At 55.1% G+C, this 18,269-nt stretch carries 18 protein-coding genes; 8 read left to right on the plus strand and 10 right to left on the minus strand.

The window, feature by feature from the left end; all coding sequences use genetic code 11:
* Positions 1-286: 286 nt before the first annotated feature.
* From SH528x_RS28805 to SH528x_RS28820, 4 genes are read left to right on the plus strand one after another with little or no spacing between them, the layout of a single operon-like run.
* Positions 287-1,780: a circularly permuted type 2 ATP-grasp protein gene (locus tag SH528x_RS28805; protein ID WP_442506887.1), complete on the plus strand. Its 1,494-nt coding sequence runs from the start codon at positions 287-289 to the stop codon at positions 1,778-1,780.
* Entirely contained in the window at positions 1,773-2,747 is a 975-nt protein-coding gene (locus tag SH528x_RS28810) for an alpha-E domain-containing protein (protein WP_442506888.1), read from the plus strand. The genes SH528x_RS28805 and SH528x_RS28810 overlap by 8 nt, the downstream gene beginning before the upstream one ends.
* Complete coding sequence (locus tag SH528x_RS28815) at positions 2,744-3,601, plus strand: transglutaminase family protein (protein WP_442506889.1); 858 nt, start codon at positions 2,744-2,746, stop codon at positions 3,599-3,601. Before SH528x_RS28810 ends, SH528x_RS28815 begins: the two co-directional genes overlap by 4 nt.
* The gene (locus SH528x_RS28820) at positions 3,598-4,551 is read left to right on the plus strand and encodes a glutaminase (RefSeq protein WP_442506890.1); all 954 of its coding nucleotides are present in this window, start codon (positions 3,598-3,600) and stop codon (positions 4,549-4,551) included. The genes SH528x_RS28815 and SH528x_RS28820 overlap by 4 nt, the downstream gene beginning before the upstream one ends.
* Before the next feature lie 53 nt (positions 4,552-4,604).
* Here SH528x_RS28820 and SH528x_RS28825 read toward each other — a convergent pair whose 3' ends face one another.
* The 5 genes from SH528x_RS28825 to SH528x_RS28845 all read right to left on the minus strand — a co-directional run bounded on the left by SH528x_RS28825 (position 4,605) and on the right by SH528x_RS28845 (position 9,852).
* Entirely contained in the window at positions 4,605-4,862 is a 258-nt protein-coding gene (locus SH528x_RS28825) for a hypothetical protein (RefSeq protein ID WP_442506891.1), read from the minus strand.
* 71 nt (positions 4,863-4,933) lie between these two features.
* Positions 4,934-6,328 (minus strand): phytoene desaturase family protein, encoded by a 1,395-nt coding sequence (locus SH528x_RS28830; RefSeq protein WP_442506892.1) that lies wholly within the window; start codon positions 6,326-6,328, stop codon positions 4,934-4,936.
* A gap of 97 nt (positions 6,329-6,425) precedes the next feature.
* On the minus strand, positions 6,426-6,686 hold the full coding sequence (locus SH528x_RS28835; protein ID WP_442506893.1) for an acyl carrier protein: 261 nt from the start codon (positions 6,684-6,686) through the stop codon (positions 6,426-6,428).
* Between the two features lie 56 nt (positions 6,687-6,742).
* Positions 6,743-8,002, minus strand: coding sequence for a beta-ketoacyl-[acyl-carrier-protein] synthase family protein (locus tag SH528x_RS28840; RefSeq protein WP_442506894.1), 1,260 nt, complete (start codon positions 8,000-8,002; stop codon positions 6,743-6,745).
* 695 nt (positions 8,003-8,697) lie between these two features.
* Complete coding sequence (locus SH528x_RS28845) at positions 8,698-9,852, minus strand: hypothetical protein (RefSeq protein WP_442506895.1); 1,155 nt, start codon at positions 9,850-9,852, stop codon at positions 8,698-8,700.
* Between the two features lie 685 nt (positions 9,853-10,537).
* Here SH528x_RS28845 and SH528x_RS28850 point away from each other — a divergent pair.
* Positions 10,538-11,638 (plus strand): DUF255 domain-containing protein, encoded by a 1,101-nt coding sequence (locus tag SH528x_RS28850; RefSeq protein ID WP_442506896.1) that lies wholly within the window; start codon positions 10,538-10,540, stop codon positions 11,636-11,638.
* Positions 11,639-11,679: 41 nt separating this feature from the next.
* Here SH528x_RS28850 and SH528x_RS28855 read toward each other — a convergent pair whose 3' ends face one another.
* Positions 11,680-11,937, minus strand: coding sequence for a hypothetical protein (locus SH528x_RS28855; protein ID WP_442506897.1), 258 nt, complete (start codon positions 11,935-11,937; stop codon positions 11,680-11,682).
* A 95-nt stretch (positions 11,938-12,032) separates the two neighbouring features.
* Positions 12,033-12,701: a HEAT repeat domain-containing protein gene (locus tag SH528x_RS28860; RefSeq protein WP_442506898.1), complete on the minus strand. Its 669-nt coding sequence runs from the start codon at positions 12,699-12,701 to the stop codon at positions 12,033-12,035.
* 423 nt (positions 12,702-13,124) lie between these two features.
* Here SH528x_RS28860 and SH528x_RS28865 point away from each other — a divergent pair, with 423 nt between their 5' ends.
* Positions 13,125-14,240: a hypothetical protein gene (locus tag SH528x_RS28865; protein WP_442506899.1), complete on the plus strand. Its 1,116-nt coding sequence runs from the start codon at positions 13,125-13,127 to the stop codon at positions 14,238-14,240.
* Between the two features lie 40 nt (positions 14,241-14,280).
* On the opposite strand, the gene rsmA is transcribed toward SH528x_RS28865, so the two are convergent.
* The 3 genes from rsmA to SH528x_RS28880 form a co-directional block, all read right to left on the minus strand.
* Positions 14,281-15,198 (minus strand): 16S rRNA (adenine(1518)-N(6)/adenine(1519)-N(6))-dimethyltransferase RsmA, encoded by a 918-nt coding sequence (gene rsmA / locus SH528x_RS28870; protein WP_442506900.1) that lies wholly within the window; start codon positions 15,196-15,198, stop codon positions 14,281-14,283.
* Positions 15,199-15,321: 123 nt separating this feature from the next.
* Positions 15,322-15,930 carry a riboflavin synthase gene (locus SH528x_RS28875; RefSeq protein ID WP_442506901.1) on the minus strand — a complete coding sequence of 203 codons (609 nt, stop codon included), beginning with the start codon at positions 15,928-15,930 and terminating at the stop codon, positions 15,322-15,324.
* Positions 15,931-15,973: 43 nt separating this feature from the next.
* Entirely contained in the window at positions 15,974-16,120 is a 147-nt protein-coding gene (locus SH528x_RS28880) for a hypothetical protein (protein WP_442506902.1), read from the minus strand.
* Positions 16,121-16,174: 54 nt separating this feature from the next.
* Between SH528x_RS28880 and eno the strand changes: the two genes are divergently transcribed.
* Both eno and SH528x_RS28890 read left to right on the plus strand, forming a co-directional pair.
* Positions 16,175-17,455: a phosphopyruvate hydratase gene (gene eno / locus SH528x_RS28885; RefSeq protein WP_442506903.1), complete on the plus strand. Its 1,281-nt coding sequence runs from the start codon at positions 16,175-16,177 to the stop codon at positions 17,453-17,455.
* Between the two features lie 255 nt (positions 17,456-17,710).
* Positions 17,711-18,265 (plus strand): hypothetical protein, encoded by a 555-nt coding sequence (locus SH528x_RS28890; protein WP_442506904.1) that lies wholly within the window; start codon positions 17,711-17,713, stop codon positions 18,263-18,265.
* Positions 18,266-18,269: the final 4 nt, after the last annotated feature.

Genomic DNA, 18,269 nt, shown 5'->3' on the forward strand with positions numbered 1-18,269 from the left:
GTTCCAAACTGCCTTAGGATCGGGTGGAAAAGAAGAGCCCAGTTTCGAGAAGTGCCGGTTCTCACCAGACGTCCTTTACGGCTCAATGGAGTCGGCCGGTAGGAACCGGCCCTACAGTCTGCCAACGTTTCAATATGCGACAGGCCTTACACCCGCTGCAGTGGGTGTGACGAATCGCCGTAGCACACCAGACTGATTGACGCTAAGCTCACAGCATCCAAGACTTACGCTCCTCTTAACAAAATACCGAACGATTTCGCGTTCGTTAGAAAGGCGAAATCAGCAAATGAAATTTGATGACTACAAAACGGATGGCTTTTACGACGAAATCTTCGAAGCTTCTGGTGTTCCCCGCGAGGTTTCCGAACCGCTGATCCAGCGAATTGAGTCGTTACCCGAAGGCGATTTGCATCGACGCCAACAGGCTGCTGAAGCGGCGTTCATGCAGATGGGGATCACCTTTACGGTTTACGGGACAGACGAGGGCACCGAACGAATTTTCCCGTTCGACATCATGCCGCGGGTCATCGAACCCGACGATTGGTCACGCATCGAGCGAGGGCTCAAGCAGCGTATCGAGGCGTTGAATCTTTTCGTCCACGACATCTACCACGACCAAAAGATCGTCAAGGATGGCGTGGTTCCACGCGAGTTGCTCGAATCGGCGGATTCATTCCGCCGCCAATGCGTCGGTCTGAATCCGCCCCGCGACATTTGGGTTCACATCACGGGGACCGATTTAGTGCGTGATGACTCGGGTGAGCTTCATGTGCTTGAGGATAATTTGCGATGCCCTTCCGGCGTCTCGTACGTGTTGCAAAACCGCGAGATTCTGAAGAGGACATTCCCTCGTTTGTTCGAGTCGATGCAAGTCCAGCCGGTTTACGATTATCCGAACCGTTTACTCGCGGCACTTCAGTATCTTGCACCCGATGGTGTCGCCGAGCCAACGGTCGTCTTGCTCACGCCCGGCATGTACAACTCAGCCTACTTCGAGCATGCCTACTTGGCTCAGCAAATGGGCATCGAATTGGTCGAAGGCCGCGACTTGGTTATCCAAGGCGGTTTTGTGATGATGCGGACGACGAAGGGGTTCCAGCGAGTCGATGTGATCTATCGTCGTATCGACGATGACTTCATTGACCCCAAGGTCTTTAGAAAAGACTCTTGCCTAGGCGTTCCCGGTTTGATGGAAGCCTATCGAGCCGGTCGCGTCGCACTTGCCAATGCGCCGGGCACCGGCATCGCGGACGACAAAGCGGTTTATGCGTACGTCCCGGAAATCATCAAGTACTACCTGAAACAAGATACAATCATTCCAAACGTGCCCACGTTCCTTTGTTCAGAACCTGAACAGCTGAAACATGTGCTGGCGAACCTGGACAAATTGGTCGTCAAAGCGGTCAATCTGTCCGGTGGCTACGGAATGTTGATTGGGCCGCACTCGACCAAGAAAGAGCAAGACGAGTTTGCCGCACAGATCAAAGCAAATCCACGTGATTTCATCGCCCAGCCAACGCTGGCGCTGTCGCGAGCCCCCACGATCGTCGACGATCAATTTGAGGGACGACATGTTGATCTACGTCCTTATATTTTATACGGCGAAGACATCTTCGTAATGCCGGGCGGACTGACGCGAGTTGCGCTTCGCAAAGGGTCGCTGGTCGTCAATTCATCGCAGGGCGGTGGCAGCAAAGATACCTGGGTCGTCGCTGCACCAACGCCTGCTCAAACACAGTCTCAGTCGCAATCAACTTTGAAGGACTCCGAAAATGCTTAGTCGGACAGCTGACGCGATCTATTGGCTAAGCCGATACATCGAGCGGGCGGAGAATGTCGCCCGATTCGTGGACGTCAACTTCACGCTGGCATTGGATTTTCCCGACGATACCGTCAAGCAGTGGAAACCGCTAATCGCGACCACCGGCGACGAAGATATGTTCGCCGAGCGATACGACGACATGAATGAGCCGAATGTCATTCAGTTTTTGACGTTTGATCGCGACAATCCGAACTCGGTGCTGTCATGCCTCTGGTTTGCTCGAGAGAACGCGCGAGCGGTCCGCGATACGATCTCGTCAGAGCTGTGGGAACAGGTCAACCGTTTCTACTACCTTGTCAAGAACGCGGCAGGTTCGACGCCGATCGATTCGCCTCACGAGTTCTATGCACAAATCAAATCCGCAAGCCATTTGTGTACCGGTATCAGCGAATCAACCATGTCACACACCGAGCCATGGCATTTCGCTCGACTCGGACGCATGCTCGAACGAGCCGACAAAACAGCCCGTATCCTGGACGTTAAGTACTTCATGTTGTTGCCGCATGCGGACTACCTCGGATCACCGTACGATGCGCTTTTATGGTCGACGCTGCTGAAATCAGCCAGCGCGTTTGAGATGTATCGGAAGCGTTACCGTGCGATCAAGCCGAATCGCGTCGTCGAGTTTCTCGTTCTCGATCGCCACTTCGCACGTTCGATGCATTTCTGCGTCAACAATGCCGATGTTTCGCTACGAGCTATCACGGGAAGCGAAAGCTCGACGTTTAGCAATCCCGCCGAACATCGGCTGGGGCGATTGCGAAGCGAAATGGACTATGGTGAGATTGGCGAGATTATCAAGGACGGACTGCACGAATACTTGGACGACTTTCAAGGCAAGCTTAATGAGGTCGGCGCGGCGATCTCCGAGACTTTCTTTGCGCTCAAACCCGTTGCCGCGACCAGTAGCCGCGAAGCCAAATGATATTCCAGATCTCGCACCGTATTCACTTCCAATACGACGATGCCGTCATCATCCAACCGCTTACCATCCGGCTGCGTCCTCGCAGCGACGGTGCTCAGCGAGTGCTTGATTGGCGTTGTGAACTGACGCCCGGACCATCCGCATCGACGTCGATTTTAGATGTGTTCGGCAATGTCGCGCTTCAGGTATCGTTCGAAGGAAGTCATCGAGAACTGACGATCAACGTTGAATCCGAAGTCGAAGCATCACGAATCAACCCGTTCGACTACTTGTCGCTTGATTCGCGGGTGACCAATTTGCCCGCGTTCTATGACCTTCGTATCGGACAAGCTCTTGCACCGAACTTGCACCGACAAACGATGGACCTCACGATCGGCCATTGGGCTGGCGAGCTTTCAGGATCCGTTGGATGGCAAACGCAACCGTTTCTATTGAAGCTATGCGAAGAGATCAATCGCCACTACACAACCGAGTGTCGCTACGAGGGGGCCGCCTTCTCGCCCACAAAGACCTTTAACGAGAAGCGAGGTGCCTGCCGCGACCTTGCGGCGTTGTTCATGGACGCATGTCGTACCCAGGGTTTAGCAACTCGCTTCGTCAGCGGCTATGTCTACGAACCCAACCGAACGCATGGCTCTGAACTTCACGCCTGGGCCGAAGTCTATCTGCCTGGCGGTGGATGGCGAGGCTATGACCCAACCCTCGGCATCGCCGTTGCCGACGCGCATATCCCGGTTGCCGCGGGCCCAGAACCCGAGTGGGCGGCCCCGACCGAGGGCTGCTATATCGGCACTGGCGATTCAAATATCGATTACCAGGTCAAGGTCACTCGCAAGTTGGACGATGGAACTTGAGCCACCCTCTCCGGTTGTCTAAATTGATTGATTGGCAAAGTGTGCTGAGTGAGATTGATTCCGTTGTCGAGCCATGTCGCGGTCAAGGTCGCGTTGCCGACTACATCCCTGCTCTCGCAGCAATCGACCCGATGAAGTTTGGCTTGGCCGTGGCGCTCGGAGATGGAAACGTTCACACGCTCGGCGATGCCGATGAGGCTTTTTCGATTCAGAGTATTTCTAAGGTTTTCACGCTGTCGATGGGCCTGCGTAAAGTTGGCGAATTGCTCTGGAAAAGCGTGGGACGAGAACCATCGGGATCGCCCTTCAATTCGATTGTGCAACTCGAATTGGAACGCGGAATCCCTCGCAATCCTTTGATCAATGCCGGTGCGATCGTCGTGACCGATCACTTGGTTGAGCAACAAGGCGCCGATGCAATGATTGCGGAATTGATCGACCGTATGCGAACGCTCGCCGACGATCCATCGATCAACGTGGATCAAGCTGTGGCGCATTCCGAGTCCGAAGCTGGCTCGCGAAATCGTGCTCTCGCTTACTTCATGAAATCGTTTGGGAATCTGCGAAATCCGGTGGAGGAGACTCTGAAAGCGTACTTTTCACACTGTGCAATTGCGATGAATTGTCGCCAACTCGCACGTGCCGCTTTGTTCCTGGCATACGATGGCACTGATCCTGTCAGCGGAATCCAGATGGTTAGTAGCGAGGCCTGCCGCCGGATCAATGCCGTCATGATGTCTTGCGGTCACTACGACAACAGTGGTGACTTTGCTTATCGAATCGGTTTGCCGGGCAAGAGTGGAGTTGGGGGAGGCATCTTGGCCGTGGCCCCGGGGCACGGCACGATTGCCGTCTGGTCACCTGGACTTAACGCGGCGGGAACATCCGAAGTCGGCAGTCTTGCACTCGAAACTTTGATCCAGCAAACGGGATGGTCAGTGTTTGTCTAGCGGCAACGATCGAAGGATAAAAAACCAATTCCTGACTCGACCACAAGCAGGGATCAACAGCAGTCGAGGTCGCGAACAAAGTCCTGATCGGGATGGATGCGATCATACGGTATCCCCAATTGCTCGGAAACAATCCGCCGTACTCGGAGTGCCGTATCACGCGAAGTGCCTGGTGAGCATGCAGCAAGAAATTCGTCGTCAGTGATCGGCGGCCAACGATCATTAAACCGTTTCTGTCCTGTGCGATCGGCGAATAAAATTGCAGCGAGCAGTACCAGGGCCACGCCAATTGATATTGCAAAGGTAGTCATCGTCTCTGTGTCGAGTCGGCTTCCGGTATGGGTCTAATTCCGGATCAAACCGTGAACATCAAGCAAGAGCATTAGACCTGCAGGCAGTGGCGGTTGGCCATGCTGATGCCGCTGACGATCGCACCAACGATGCCGACGAAGCCTTGATCGGTACCGCATAAAAAGACGTTGGGCAGATGAGTCGTGCCATCAAGTTGCTTGTCCGGCGCGCCGTAGACGGCACCGTTGTCGTGCCACGTGAAGCGGCGAATCGTCTTGGGAGTGAAGACGTCGGTGTCAACAACGTGACGGCGGAAATCGGGCATGAAACGGACCGCCGATTCGATTGCCGCATCGTACTGGATCACTTTCTCGGCACGGTATTTCGCTTCCGGCAACGCACACCAATGATCATGGTTAGCCAGCGTGGTGATCCGAATCACCCCTTCAGGCAACTCACCATCGTCGGCGTCGTAAGCGTAATTGTTCGGCGAACAAATCACGCCAGTACGAACATCACACAAACGATCTTCGGGGCGTTCCCAGTGGAATCGCTCGCTGTCGTTGTAGAACACGATCGTGCGATCAAAACCGATCTCCTTGGGCAGTTTGTCCAGCACCGAAATCGACTCGATGAACGACAGTTTGCCTGCGCGAGCCACGTCGACGTCACTGATGTCGTCACACATCCGCAACGTTTCAATATTACCTGCGGACGACAAAATCCGCTTGCCTTCGATGATGGTGCCGTCGTCGAGTACGACGCCGACGGCGCGACCATTGTCGACATGAATCTTCGAGACACCGCTGCGCAGTTTCAGCTCGCCTCCGAGTCCGCGAAACTTGCGGACCAAGTTCTTCAGGATCAAACGCACCCCTTTGAAGGGACGTCCAAAACCTTCCAAATAACAGGCGCGGAACATGATACAGAACTGACCAAAATCCATATCATTTTCGCGTGCGTTGCCGTACCACATCAACGGACAGATCAACATTTCGATCAATAGCGGATCGGACAAGTGAGTCGCCATCACCTCGCGAGCGGACCGCATAAAGCTGGGGTCATCGCCATCCATGTCGCTGTAATCCAACAACGCGCCACAGAGCGAGCGAAAGCCATCGATCTGGCCTGGGAATTTTTCGGCGATCTCGTTTTCGAGCTGAGTGATGTCGTTATCGAAATCGAGCGACATGTCGGGAAAACGGATCGACGAGCCGTTCTGCTCGGCCAGTTTGAAATCTTCCCAGCGAAAACGAAGCTGGCGGATCAGCTTCGCCAGCGGCCCTTTTTTGTCGCCTTTGCGTGCGAAATTCGTCATCGCATGCAGCCCGACATCGTAATCGCGACCGCCCATGCGGTAGAACGAATTGAGTCCACCGATGGTGTAGTGCCGCTCGAGAATGCAGACGCGTTGATCGAAGTGGGCCAGGCGAATGCCGGCGGCAAGCCCACTCATTCCCGCGCCGATGATAATCGTATCGTACAAAGGGTGAACTTAACTGCTGGCGAATAACGTGGCGTAGGGATGCGATGCAAAATGCACCGCGTGAAATACCGCGATCGTCGTTGAAGTCTTTAACGAACTAAGACTTGACGATGTCTTTCATCTTCGGTTCGAGGTAGCTGACCGTCGAACTCATGCTGGCGAGGTTGCCGTAGTCTTCCTCAGGAATCTGCACGCGATGACGCTTGCGAAGCTCCATCACAATGTCCAAGAAATCCATGCTGTCCAATTCCAATTGTTCGCGGAATGGTTTCGCATTATCAAGATTTTCGAGATCATCATCGGGTGAGATGTCTTCGAGAATATCTAGGATCTCGTCACGGATTTCAGCAGGGGTCATTTGTTTTTGGAATTGGAGGAATGGGAAACAGAGATTTTGGGAAAGGGTAGGTCGAACTAGACTCGACCGATGATCACGACCGAGTTGATCCCCAGCATGCCAAAGGAATTGTTCAGCACGTAGTCGACCTGGGCCACCTCTTGAGGCTCATTGATCACGAGCCCATTGAGATCACAAACCGGGTCAAGTTTATCGACATTGATCGTCGGATGAACCACTCGATCACGGAAGGATGATAAGTTGCCAGCAAGCTCCAGGGCACCGGCAGCTCCCATTGCGTGGCCAATATAGCTTTTTGTGTTGTTGAAACGAACCGTGCTGCAGTTTCCAAAAACGCTGCGAAGCGCTTTGCATTCCTGGGCATCACCGCTGCTGGTGCCGGTCGCATGCGTGCTGACGATGTCAATCTGCTCGGCATCCAGCCCAGCTCGCTTCAAAGCCATCTCGACGCATTGAGCTTGTCGCTCGGGGTTGGGCAAGACAAAGTCGGTCGCGTCGGTGTTGATCGCGTATCCAACCAACTCGCCGTAAATTTCGGCACCGCGAGCCTTTGCGTCACTGAGTCGCTCGAGCGTGTACAAACATCCGCCTTCGGCAACAACGATTCCGTTGCGGTCGACGTCAAATGGGCGAGACGCCTTCGTGGGATCTTCGTGCGTGGCCAAGGCGTTTTGGCTATTGAAGCTGGCGAAGATGCCGAAGGTGTGAATGCTTTCGCTGGTCCCGCCGGCAATCGCAATGTCGCACTCGTTTAATCGCAGCATCTGAGCGCCTTGGATCAGCCCCGCATTGCCGGCGGCACAGGCAGCCCCGATCGTGTAATGGGGGCCCGTCACGCCAAGATTCAACGAGATCTCGCCGGCTGGGTTATTGGCGACCGTACGCGGATTGTGGTGATGCGACCAGCAACTGGTGTCGTAGTCGAAACCTTTGATGATAAAGATTTCGTTTTCGGTTTCGACATTGCCGTGTTCGGTCACGCCGACGTAGATCCCGACACGTGACTTGTCGACGTTTTCCCAGTCCAAACCGCTATGGGCGATCGCTTCGTTGGCGACGTAGACGCCGACGCTGCCGGCGCGTGTTCCGCGACGGACATCTTTTTTCGACTGGTACCGCTTGGTGTCGAAATCGCAAATCCCAGCAAGAGTCTCGCCGAAATAGCGGATTTCGTAGGGCTGAACGCCGCTACGCTTTTCCAGCAGCGATTGGCGGAACGTCGTCCAATCGTTCCCATTAGGAGCGGTTAGACCGATACCGGTAATGACGATGCGCTGGTCGTCAGGAAGCTGAGATGCACGATTCGGGGCAATCACGTAGGCAGCTGCCGAAGGGGGTGACTGAAATGGGGGAAGCTGAACGGCTTCTAAAACCGCACGAAAATAGGCAACGTAACAGCGGATTTGGTTGGTTCAGCAAGTGTCGCAGGCTAACAATTCCGATAAAAATTGGCAACGCCCTCAATTTCGCTTGAGGCTCGGAATCACTGGTAGGGTGCGGATACTCAGGCAAATCCGGGGAGATCTCTCCTTCTTGCGTCGGGTTTCGATGCTGATTGCTCGGGACGTCGATCTTATTAGCCGGAATTCACAAGGTGGGATAGGTTTCCTGCCTGTCGAGGAAGAAGGACCTTTTTCGTAGCGAGACTCGGCAGGTCTTTCGGGCGGGGGAGCACGGGCAACGCTGCGAAGCATTTCGTAGCGGTATTTGTCAACGGCTTGTTGATTTAGTGAGCCGTGACGCGTGAGCGGCCGGGTCCCACGCATTACCCGGTGCCTTACGGCCCACGGCTCACTACTGCGATTTGTATTTTGATTAAATCAACAATCCGTTAAGAGTTTCGGGGGGCACGCGTCGTGGAATGAACCTCTTCGCGACTTTCGCTATGAGGAAATTCCGATCAGGCACAAAAAAACCGACGCCCCCCTTTTTGGGTGACGTCGGTTATCAAAGTCATCGAAACATGTTGTCAAAGAGGCAAGAGCCGCGTTTTTGACAGCAAGCGGGTTCGCTAGAAACCTGAAGGCGATGCGACTGATCCAGGGTTATCGTTGTTGTCAGTCGCCAGAGGAATCGCGATCGCCGCGCCGATTGCACCGAGAGCACCGAGGCCGCCAAGACCACCACCGCCGCCTGAACCGCCGCCAATTCCGCCGCCACCACCGCCGCCAGCGAATCCGCCACCACCGCCGCCTTGGACACCGCCACCGCCAAATCCGCCACTGCCATGGTGGCCGAATCCGGTCAGTTCGCTGCCGTTAGCCGATGGAATAGGATCCGCCATCACGCTGGCGCCGAAGGGATCGATCACGCCAGGGATCATCGCAGGAGGAACCATCACCACGGGCAGCAAGCTCGAAGTATCGCGACTCATCACCGAAACGAATTGGTGGCCGGGTTCTCGTTTGCTAGCGACGTCGTTTTGTCCCACAGCTTCGAACGCGAGCGTTGCATAGCCAGAGGGGCCAGCAGCCACGATGCCGTGAGGTCCGCTGCGGACACCTTTGAATTGGAAGGCGCCATCTGCCTGAGCATACGTTTTTCCAACCGCCACGCCTCGGTGCATCAATACCACCTCGGTTCCCTCGAGCGAGACTTCGCGGCCGTCTTGGGTAAGAACCGAAACAAGTTGCCCGTTCAGCACTCCGCCCTCTTCGAGTCCAATTCGATTTCCGGTTCGCGAGTCCTCGCTTGGTACATTGCTCGCAACTTCACCCAGCTGGCTGGCGTGCTTGTTCGAGAACTGCTTGGTGTATCGATCGATCCACGGCATCAGCTTGCTCGAGTTGACTTGGGCGAGCGTCATCCGAGCAGGAGTCGGATTTGCGGTCGCAACGTCTTCGGGACGAACAAACATCATCGTCGAACCATACGCGTTTCCGTTGGAAGCGACGACGCTATAGGGCTCGGCCGAGATGCCGGTCAACCGTACGATGCCTTGCTGGTCCGCTTGGAATTTTCGAGCACTGCCGTTTCGATCCACCACCGTCACAGTGGCATACGACAGCGATTGTCGGCTTTCGCCGCTAGGGACCTCCAGCTGCAATAGAACCTGGCCCCCTTGTTGCATGGTGACGGAATTGTCCGCAGGCAATCGAATTGCCGATTCAGCGTTAGCCGTTTGAACACCAACAGAAGTCGCGATTGCTGCTAGTGCGATTAGCATTTTGGATTTGATTTTAGTCACTCTATTTGGCTCCCCGTGCTGGACACGGCCTTGGGGGCCGCATCTTGGATTATTTTTCGTTTGCTCATCCCTGAACGAGATAAGTCGCCAGGAAAACCTACGACATGCCCTAATACAAGCAAGAAAAAACAAGGCAAACCCGGGGGTACTCTTTGCACCCTGACATAAGAACCGCGCTAGGCTGGGAATCGTTCGTCAGGGCGACAAATCAGGGCATAATACCGCTTTTGATTCAAGTTCTGCGAGCGGCAGGACGCAGTCAGACCAAGGGGGTTCGCAGCGGTGCGGCAAGGGGCCTCGTTCGACCTATTGCAATGAATCCACCCGCCGCAGCAAGACGGTTTGCCAGCGTTCAACATCACCACCCGACGCGTGAGCGAGGGACTTCCCTAAAACTTGCATCTCGTCGCCGCAGGTCCCTCGCTCACGCGTCGGGTTGTGATTTCCCAGAACAACAATGGCTCACGCGGGGCCGGCAAACACATCCAATGGGGGCTCTTTAAGAGCGATTTCCAAATGGGGTATCGATTGCGGTGGCGTTAAAGTCTTCCCAACTTGTACTTTCGGCTTAAGTGGCAGGATGGTTACTGCCGAAACTAATCCAAGATGAGCAGATTTTGCTCAACGTTTGTACCCACGCTTTCACGACGGCAGGACAGGTTTGATGCGTACGGTAACCCTCTCATTGTTTTTTTCCGTAGTCATTGCGGCGACCGCTTCTTCGTTTGCGAGCGCCGAAATTGCCTGGAATGAAAACCTTCGTTCGGCCCACGCGAAAGCTCAGGCAGAAAACAAACTTCTGTTGTTGCATTTCTTCAGCGATAACTGTGTGTGGTGCGATCGACTCGAAGCGGGTGCGTTCAAAGCACCGATCGTCGACGCGACACTGGATCAGAACTACATTCCGGTCAAAATCCATGCTGGCAAAAACCCGCAGCTGGTCGAAATGTTTCATGTCAAAGCGTTCCCAACCGACGTAATCGTGACCACCGCTGGCAAGACCATCTCGCACACGGTCAGCCCGCAAGCGGCGGATCGTTACGTTGCGATGTTGCAATCGGCAGTGCCTCAGGGAATTCAAGCGACCGCTCCGGCAACGCAAGACGTTGCTGCTGTGGCTCCCGCCGAAGCACCAACAACCAACCATGCTCCCGCACCTCAAGTCACCGCCGCTCCGGCTTCGGCAAACCTTGCTGGCCAATTCGCAGGCGGAGCCAAAGGCATTTTGGCCGGTGCACGAACCGATGGCATGACGCTGGGAATGCCGGGCCAGTTAACCGAAGAATCGCTGCCGGAACCTGAAATGGAACCGCTAACCGCGAGTTCACCTGAACCGCAGCCGACTGCGAAAGCAGCACCAAAAGCAACCGGCAAACCAGATCAACCTGGACTTGCGATGGAAGGCTTCTGTGCCGTGACCGTGATCAAAGAAGATCGCTGGGTCGAAGGCCGACCTGATTTTGGTGTGGTCCATCTTGGCAAGCTGTACTTGTTCGCAAGTCCCGAAGCGATGGAATCCTTTCTCGCCGACCCAGTGACTTACACTCCCGTGTTGAACGAAATCGACGTTGTTCGCTTCTTCGAGGAACGCCGCATCGTACCGGGCAAACGTGAATGGGGCCTCAAGGACCCAACTCACAATCGCATGTTCTTCTTTGCAGACGAAGCCGCGATGAACCACTTCTGGAACGAGCACCATCGCTACACCGACGCTGCAATCAAAGTGATGGACAAAGCGGTCAAAGACGCCAACCCAGGAACGTAGCTTAGGCTGCGGTCCGAACGTAGCGGGTTGTTGAGAGGATCTCAGTGCTCGATCGCGTGCACGCCACCAGGTTCGGCATACGAAGGGCGGGTCCCGCTGAGGATCGCCATGCCGGCGGTGAACGCCGCGATCGCAACGACCAACCACACGCAGCGTGCTGCGGGTTTGCCGAACCGACCACGCACCGCTGCGATGCTTCGCAACTGATAGGGGCTATTCCACGGTCCGACGGCAATCACGCTCGAGACCACTGCGAACGCAATGGCAAGCGATCCAACGAGTGGCTCGTCGTAACTCATCTAGCTTCCTCTATCTCAAAATCGCGGCAGGCGTTTGTACAGGAACGCGTTAACGGGGCAGCTCACCATTGACCATGATACTTAGCGTCAAAGGATCAGGCATCCGTTTGTCGCAACCGCCGCTCCAACACTCGAATTTGAACACGTGCGTTTTCAACGTCGGGACAAATTTCGACACAGCGACGAAGCGCTGAAATCGCTCCTTCGTAATCGCGAGCAAGCATCCGGCAACGAGCCAACCCTTGCCACGCTGGGTAGTGATAACGGCAATGCCACAGACAACTTCGAAACGCCGTCTCGGCTTGCGGTGAGTTGTCTAAGCCTTGCCAACAGATCGCCAACTGGTGAAATGCTTCGCTGTAGCGTGGTGCTTGATCGACGAGGATCATGGTTGGTGCCAGAGCCGCTGCGTACTCGGCTCCGTCATTCAGGTGCATGACTTGCAGCAGTTGCTGATGATGTCGCGGCGCTGCATCTCGCACCAACAAGGCTCGGAACGAATCATCCGAAGCCAAACGGACACCACGATCAGGATCCGACAATGCTTGGCCAAGCGATTCAATCGAGCTGTGGTCGCCAAGCATCCCAAGTGCGAGAGCCGATGCACGTCGCATCTCGACGTCACTACGACGCAGCAAACTTGTCAGTGTCGAGGCCGAATAGTACTCATCGACTTCCGCAGCGAATTGAGGCGAATTGGCTGACGTCAGGTACCGCCGATAGGCGATCGTCAATCGAGTCGTCCGCACGAGGGGAGTTGTCACAAGGAAGTCCATCAGGATGAGGAAAATAACGAATGTCAGTCGCGTGCATGTTACGCAATCGACTTGAGCCGGCAAGCGATCCCGTCATAGACCTCGGTCTCAATGACATCGATCATCCGCCGACCACTTCTCGGTCAACCTTCCCTGATCTTCCGCACAAAAGAATCGCGAATCGTCGTGATTTCGCGTACAATCATGTTAACTTTGTGCGAGTCTAGTTGCCGCCAACGTCCACGGCAACCAACCAAACACCAACTTATCGCACTGATTTTGGTTTCGGCGGGACACTCGCGATTGACAGTTCCCGGCGATGGGCAACGCCTCGATCACCGTCCGAGCTGTTCACCACCACGCTCGTCTCAGCCCTCACCCCAAGGCCCAGCCGTTGAATCTGCGGTGCCCCTTTTACCTATCCCCACATCTATGAAAATCTTCGCCATCTTAACATTGCTGGTTCTGTGGGGATCGTTTCAGCATTGCTCGTTGGCTGTGGGCAAGGATCCTTCCAGCGAATTGGAATCAGTTTCGCTAGCCAACCCATTTTTCGCCAAACTGTCGGCGACAAGCCGAGCGATCGTGGATGGCAAACCTTTTCGCAGCGCGGTAACGGAACTTGCCGATCGCGTGGAAATTCCGATCGTATTGGACCGCCACATCGACCCTTCGGCGAGCGTGAACGTGGGCCAAATTGGCCCGACCGTCTTTGCGGGAATTCAGCAAGTTGCCGAGTCCCGAGACTGTGTCACGATGCCAATCGCCGGCGTTCTACTGGTCGGGCGTCCCGAGTGGGTTGACGCGACAAGCGAGGCGATTCTGTCGCTGCCGGCTGCCCCCGGATCATCCGCTTCGGCAAAAATTGACGTTCAGTGGCCCGCAGCGACGACACCTAGCGAAGCGATCCGCCTAATCGCCATCGCAAGCGGCAAGGACACATCCACGACCGAGCTGCCCCATGACTTGTGGCCAGCGGCGAATTGGAAATCAATTGGCACGGACGTGGCGACGACGCTCGTCACCGCCCAGTTTCTTCAGCCGCCAACCCCACAAAGATCGAGGTCACAAACATCTATCTCGCCCGCCACCGCTACCTCGAAACGCTTTGCGATTCCCTATCGGCTGGACGCAAATCGGACACCTGTGATCGCTGCAATTCGCGGCGTTGACCGACAAAGCAAACTGAAGAACTCGGGCAAGGAAATCGAGATCACCGCAACCGCCGCCGCTCATCGAGCCGGAATCGAGGCGTTCCTAGCCAGCCAGGAGGCGAAACAGGCAGCCAACGTTAGCTTAGACAAGAAAAATTTGACGCTGACGCTGCAGAACACTTCGGCCAGTGAAGTGCTCAACAAACTAGCCGCCGCGGCGGGCCGAGCCTGTCGAATCGAGCAGGCAGCAAACGAACCGTGTAGTCAATTGATCACGATGAGCATGCAGAACGCGTCGCTGCGTCAATTAGTGGACGAGGTCGCCAAACAAGCTGGCGTCGATATCGAGTGGACCAATGACACGCTGGTGGTGTCGGCGCGAGTAAATCAGTAGGCCGGATCGCAGCAGTATCGAAGATCCGGCATCGCAGCGGTTACGAGGTTTGGGCTTTGATTTCGGCTTGTCGCAGTGCTTCGACCAAGCGTTGAATCTCAGCAACGGGCAATTCTTCGGTACGCGCGGTTGCGGTATAGCCGAGTGATCCGAGCACTTCGTCGACTTGGCTTTTGTCCAAGCGACCTTTCATGCCGCTGACCACAACGCTGCGCAAAAACTTGCGTCGGTGAAAGAACAGAGCACGGACGGTTTCGTGAAAATAACGCAGATCCGGAATTTGTTCTCGCCATTCGGGTTGCGCATCCAAACGTATGATCGCCGAGTCGACGTTGGGCCTTGGCCAGAACACTTTGGGCGACAACACACGCACGATGCTGCATTTGCATAACGATTGCAGAAACACGCTGAGCGCGCCGTAATCTTTACTGCCCGGTTCCGCGACGATCCGGTCACCGACTTCCTTTTGAATCGTCGCTACGACCACGGCAGGCGACGGAGTTTCGAGCATCAAGTTGCTAATGATCGGTGTGGCAACATTGTAAGGCAAGTTCGCAACCAACAAGAAACGTGCGTTCTCGCCAATGCGGCTCATTGCATCACGAATCTGCACCATCATATCGGGACGCAGCGTGTTTTTATTGTGCAGTGCATCGCCATGTAACAACCGCACGTTCGGTCGCCAGCCCAATTCTTCTTTCGCCAAGCGATGCAAATTCTCATCGATTTCGATCGTCAATACTGCACCGGCGGCGTCGGACAATCGCGAGGTCAACGAACCGACACCGGTGCCCACTTCCAAGACGACGTCGTCCTTGCGAATTTCCGCGGAGTTGGCAATCAGGTCAACGAGGTTCAAATCGATGAGAAAATTCTGGCCGTATCGCGATACCGGCTGCAGCCCTGCGGCAGCAAGTCGTTTGGAAAGATACGATGCGGTTTGTCGTGGCTGGTTCACGGGATTTCAATCTTTATGGTTCTAGAATCGAACATGCTTGGAGTGCGAGCTTCCCGAAATATTCAACATTCGCGGACAAGCTTGACACTAATTTTTTTGTTGTGGTTAGTTGGACATCCGTTATCAATTCGCGGATTCAGGTCGCAACGACTCCATTGAACGCTGGACGTATTTTGCCAGCACATCGGTTTCCAAATTCACGCAGTCTCCGACGCTCAATTTCCCCAGCGTCGTCTGATCCAAGGTATGTGGGATCAACGCGACGCTGAAGAAGTCCTTGCCCGCATCGACCACCGTTAAGCTTACCCCGTCGACCGCGACGCTGCCTTTGGAAGCAATTTGCGAGGCAAGATTTTCAGGCACGGAAAAAAATAAATTCGACCAGGGCGGGTCGTCCCGACGCTCTTTCAAAGTGGCGAGCGCGTCGATATGCCCGGTCACGTAATGCCCGCCCAACCGATCGCCGACCGCGAGGGACCGCTCAAGATTGACCGGGCTGCCTTGTTTTAGCTGGCCCAAATTGGTGCGTGAGAGCGTTTCGGATCCCGCTTCGAAGCCCAGGATGCTGCCGTCGATCTCGATAACGGTCAAGCAACAACCATTAATCGCGATGCTGTCGCCGATCTGGACACCTTCGCAGATCGAGGTTGCATCAATTTGGAATCGCCGTCCGGGAGGTTCGTTTCGGATCTCCGCAATTCGGCCGACCGTTTCGACAAGTCCGGTAAACATCGTTTCGGTTAATTTTTCGGGTAAGGAAATTTTGGGAGCTGAGTTAAATGATGCCGATGGCGTATAAAACTCCGCCGTCGATTCCGGTTTTGGAGATCAGTGACGGGTAGCCATAGCGTGCCGCATTGGACAAAATGCCGGCGGTTTGCACAACGCAGTCGGGGTCACATGCACCCCATTTACCCAACAACTTACAAAACTTTTCGCAACTATCTCTCTCTAGCAATATCTACGAGGCCCTCTGATGACTCTGATCGAAGCAATTCACGCCCGCCAAATCCTTGATAGCCGCGGAAACCCAACGGTGGAATGCGAAGTCCTGCTCAGCGACGGCGCCCACGGTCGTGCGGCCGTGCCAAGCGGAGCGAGCACCGGTGCTCACGAAGCATGGGAACTTCGCGATGGCGACAAATCGGTCTTCATGGGCAAAGGCGTCCAGACCGCTGTGGATAACGTCAACAACGTGATCTGCGAAGCTCTCGAAGGTCTCGACGCGACCGATCAAGCGGCTGTCGACGCCACAATGATCGAACTTGATGGCACCCCCAACAAGAAAAAACTCGGTGCCAATGCGATCCTCGGCGTTTCGCTGGCCGTGGCCCACGCAGCCGCCTCGTCGACCGGCCAACCCCTTTACCGCTACCTTGGGGGTGCCGGTGCACGCCTGTTGCCTGCGCCGATGATGAACATCATCAACGGTGGCGAGCACGCTGATAACGGTGTCGATATCCAAGAATTCATGGTTATGCCGCTTGGTTTCGAGCGATTCAGCGACGCCCTTCGCTGTGGCACCGAAGTTTTCCACAACTTGAAGAAAGTTTTGTCCGACAAGGGCTACAGCACCGCCGTGGGTGACGAAGGTGGCTTTGCTCCCGACTTGAAGAGCAACCAAGAAGCTCTCGACGTGATCATGACCGCGATCGACAAAGCGGGCTACAAAGCGGGCGAACAAGTCTTCATCGCCTTGGACGCTGCTTCGACCGAGTTCTACGACAGCTCGACCAAGAAGTACACGATCGACAAGAAAGAATTGTCGGGCGACGAAATGGTCGACTTCTTCGCCGATTGGTGCAACAAGTACCCGATCTGCAGCATCGAAGACGGATGCGACGAAGACGATTGGGATACCTGGAAGAAGTTGACGCTGAAACTCGGTGACAAAGTCCAACTCGTTGGCGACGACTTGTTCGTTACCAACGTCGAGCGTTTGCAACGCGGCATCAACGAAGGCATCGCGAACAGCATCCTGATCAAGGTCAACCAAATCGGTACGCTGACCGAAACGATCGACGCGATCCAATTGGCCAATCGCAACGGCTACACCGCAGTGGCAAGTCATCGTAGCGGTGAAACCGAAGATTCGACGATCGCGGATCTCGCGGTTGCTCTGTCGACCGGACAAATCAAGACAGGTTCGGCAAGCCGCAGCGACCGGATGGCCAAGTACAACCAATTGCTCCGCATCGAAGAGATGTTGGGCGACGCGGCTCAGTACGGCGGACCTTTGTTCCCCCAGCGATCCTAAAATGATTAGCGGTCATCTGCTAACGATGGTACCCTGAAAGCGGCACTCGCTTTCACGAAGGGCGGTGTTTGCAAGAACACCGCCCTTTTTTTGTTACTAAGCAGTTAAGCAGGAGTCTTTCAGGATATTGGCCGTTTTGGCGCTAGCCACGGTTCCGGCGCTGAACCGGGGCTAGCGACCAAACGGCTAACGGGATTTCGCCCAATGATTCCTGGCTACGTGCTTAGCCCCTCAACACCAAGAGTCTGATTCACGATGCAAGTCCTTGCCGAGCAACCGCTTCTCATTTCGCTGATGGTAGGCCTGATCGGCGGCGCGTTACTTTACGGGTGGACACAAACAGGCAAACGGTCCGTCGGCATCCTGGGGCTTGTCTTCCTATTGCTGGTCCCAGTGGTCTGGATTGTTTCATCGATGATGGTCACCGATCGCGAACAAATCGAGGCGATCATTTACGAAGCTGCTGCTGCGGTCGAAGCCAACAATCATGAAGTGGCGCTCAAGCACATCGGTGATCCGAAAGCGAAAGCTCAGGCTGCGCGCGAGTTGCCGAACTACATCTTCAGCCTCGCTCGCGTGAATCGAATCCGCAGCATCATGTTCATCGAAGGCAGTTATCCCCCGCAAGCCGATGTCGACATGAGTGTGAAAGTCGATGTCAGCAGTAAAAGTGGCGGGATCCGCGATGTGCGAGTCCCACGTCGCTTGCTGCTGCAATTTGAGAAAGACACCGACGATCAGTGGAAGATCGTTAAGTACGAACACATGCCGATCGTGGGCGGCCCCGATCAATTCAGCACGGGGAACTAGACGT

Source organism: Novipirellula methanifontis (assembly GCF_052161655.1).
Classification (GTDB): domain Bacteria; phylum Planctomycetota; class Planctomycetia; order Pirellulales; family Pirellulaceae; genus Novipirellula.

What these genes read in the sequence shown, in the direction of transcription:
- SH528x_RS28810 (WP_442506888.1), top strand. Translation starts at nt 1,773, where the DNA reads ATGCTTAGTCGGACAGCTGACGCGATCTATTGGCTAAGCCGATACATC.
- SH528x_RS28835 (WP_442506893.1), bottom strand. Translation starts at nt 6,686, where the DNA reads ATGACCCCTGCTGAAATCCGTGACGAGATCCTAGATATTCTCGAAGAC.
- SH528x_RS28815 (WP_442506889.1), top strand. Translation starts at nt 2,744, where the DNA reads ATGATATTCCAGATCTCGCACCGTATTCACTTCCAATACGACGATGCC.
- SH528x_RS28865 (WP_442506899.1), top strand. Translation starts at nt 13,125, where the DNA reads ATGAAAATCTTCGCCATCTTAACATTGCTGGTTCTGTGGGGATCGTTT.
- SH528x_RS28805 (WP_442506887.1), top strand. Translation starts at nt 287, where the DNA reads ATGAAATTTGATGACTACAAAACGGATGGCTTTTACGACGAAATCTTC.
- eno (WP_442506903.1), top strand. Translation starts at nt 16,175, where the DNA reads ATGACTCTGATCGAAGCAATTCACGCCCGCCAAATCCTTGATAGCCGC.
- SH528x_RS28875 (WP_442506901.1), bottom strand. Translation starts at nt 15,930, where the DNA reads ATGTTTACCGGACTTGTCGAAACGGTCGGCCGAATTGCGGAGATCCGA.
- SH528x_RS28855 (WP_442506897.1), bottom strand. Translation starts at nt 11,937, where the DNA reads ATGAGTTACGACGAGCCACTCGTTGGATCGCTTGCCATTGCGTTCGCA.
- SH528x_RS28890 (WP_442506904.1), top strand. Translation starts at nt 17,711, where the DNA reads ATGCAAGTCCTTGCCGAGCAACCGCTTCTCATTTCGCTGATGGTAGGC.
- SH528x_RS28825 (WP_442506891.1), bottom strand. Translation starts at nt 4,862, where the DNA reads ATGACTACCTTTGCAATATCAATTGGCGTGGCCCTGGTACTGCTCGCT.
- SH528x_RS28845 (WP_442506895.1), bottom strand. Translation starts at nt 9,852, where the DNA reads ATGCTAATCGCACTAGCAGCAATCGCGACTTCTGTTGGTGTTCAAACG.
- SH528x_RS28850 (WP_442506896.1), top strand. Translation starts at nt 10,538, where the DNA reads ATGCGTACGGTAACCCTCTCATTGTTTTTTTCCGTAGTCATTGCGGCG.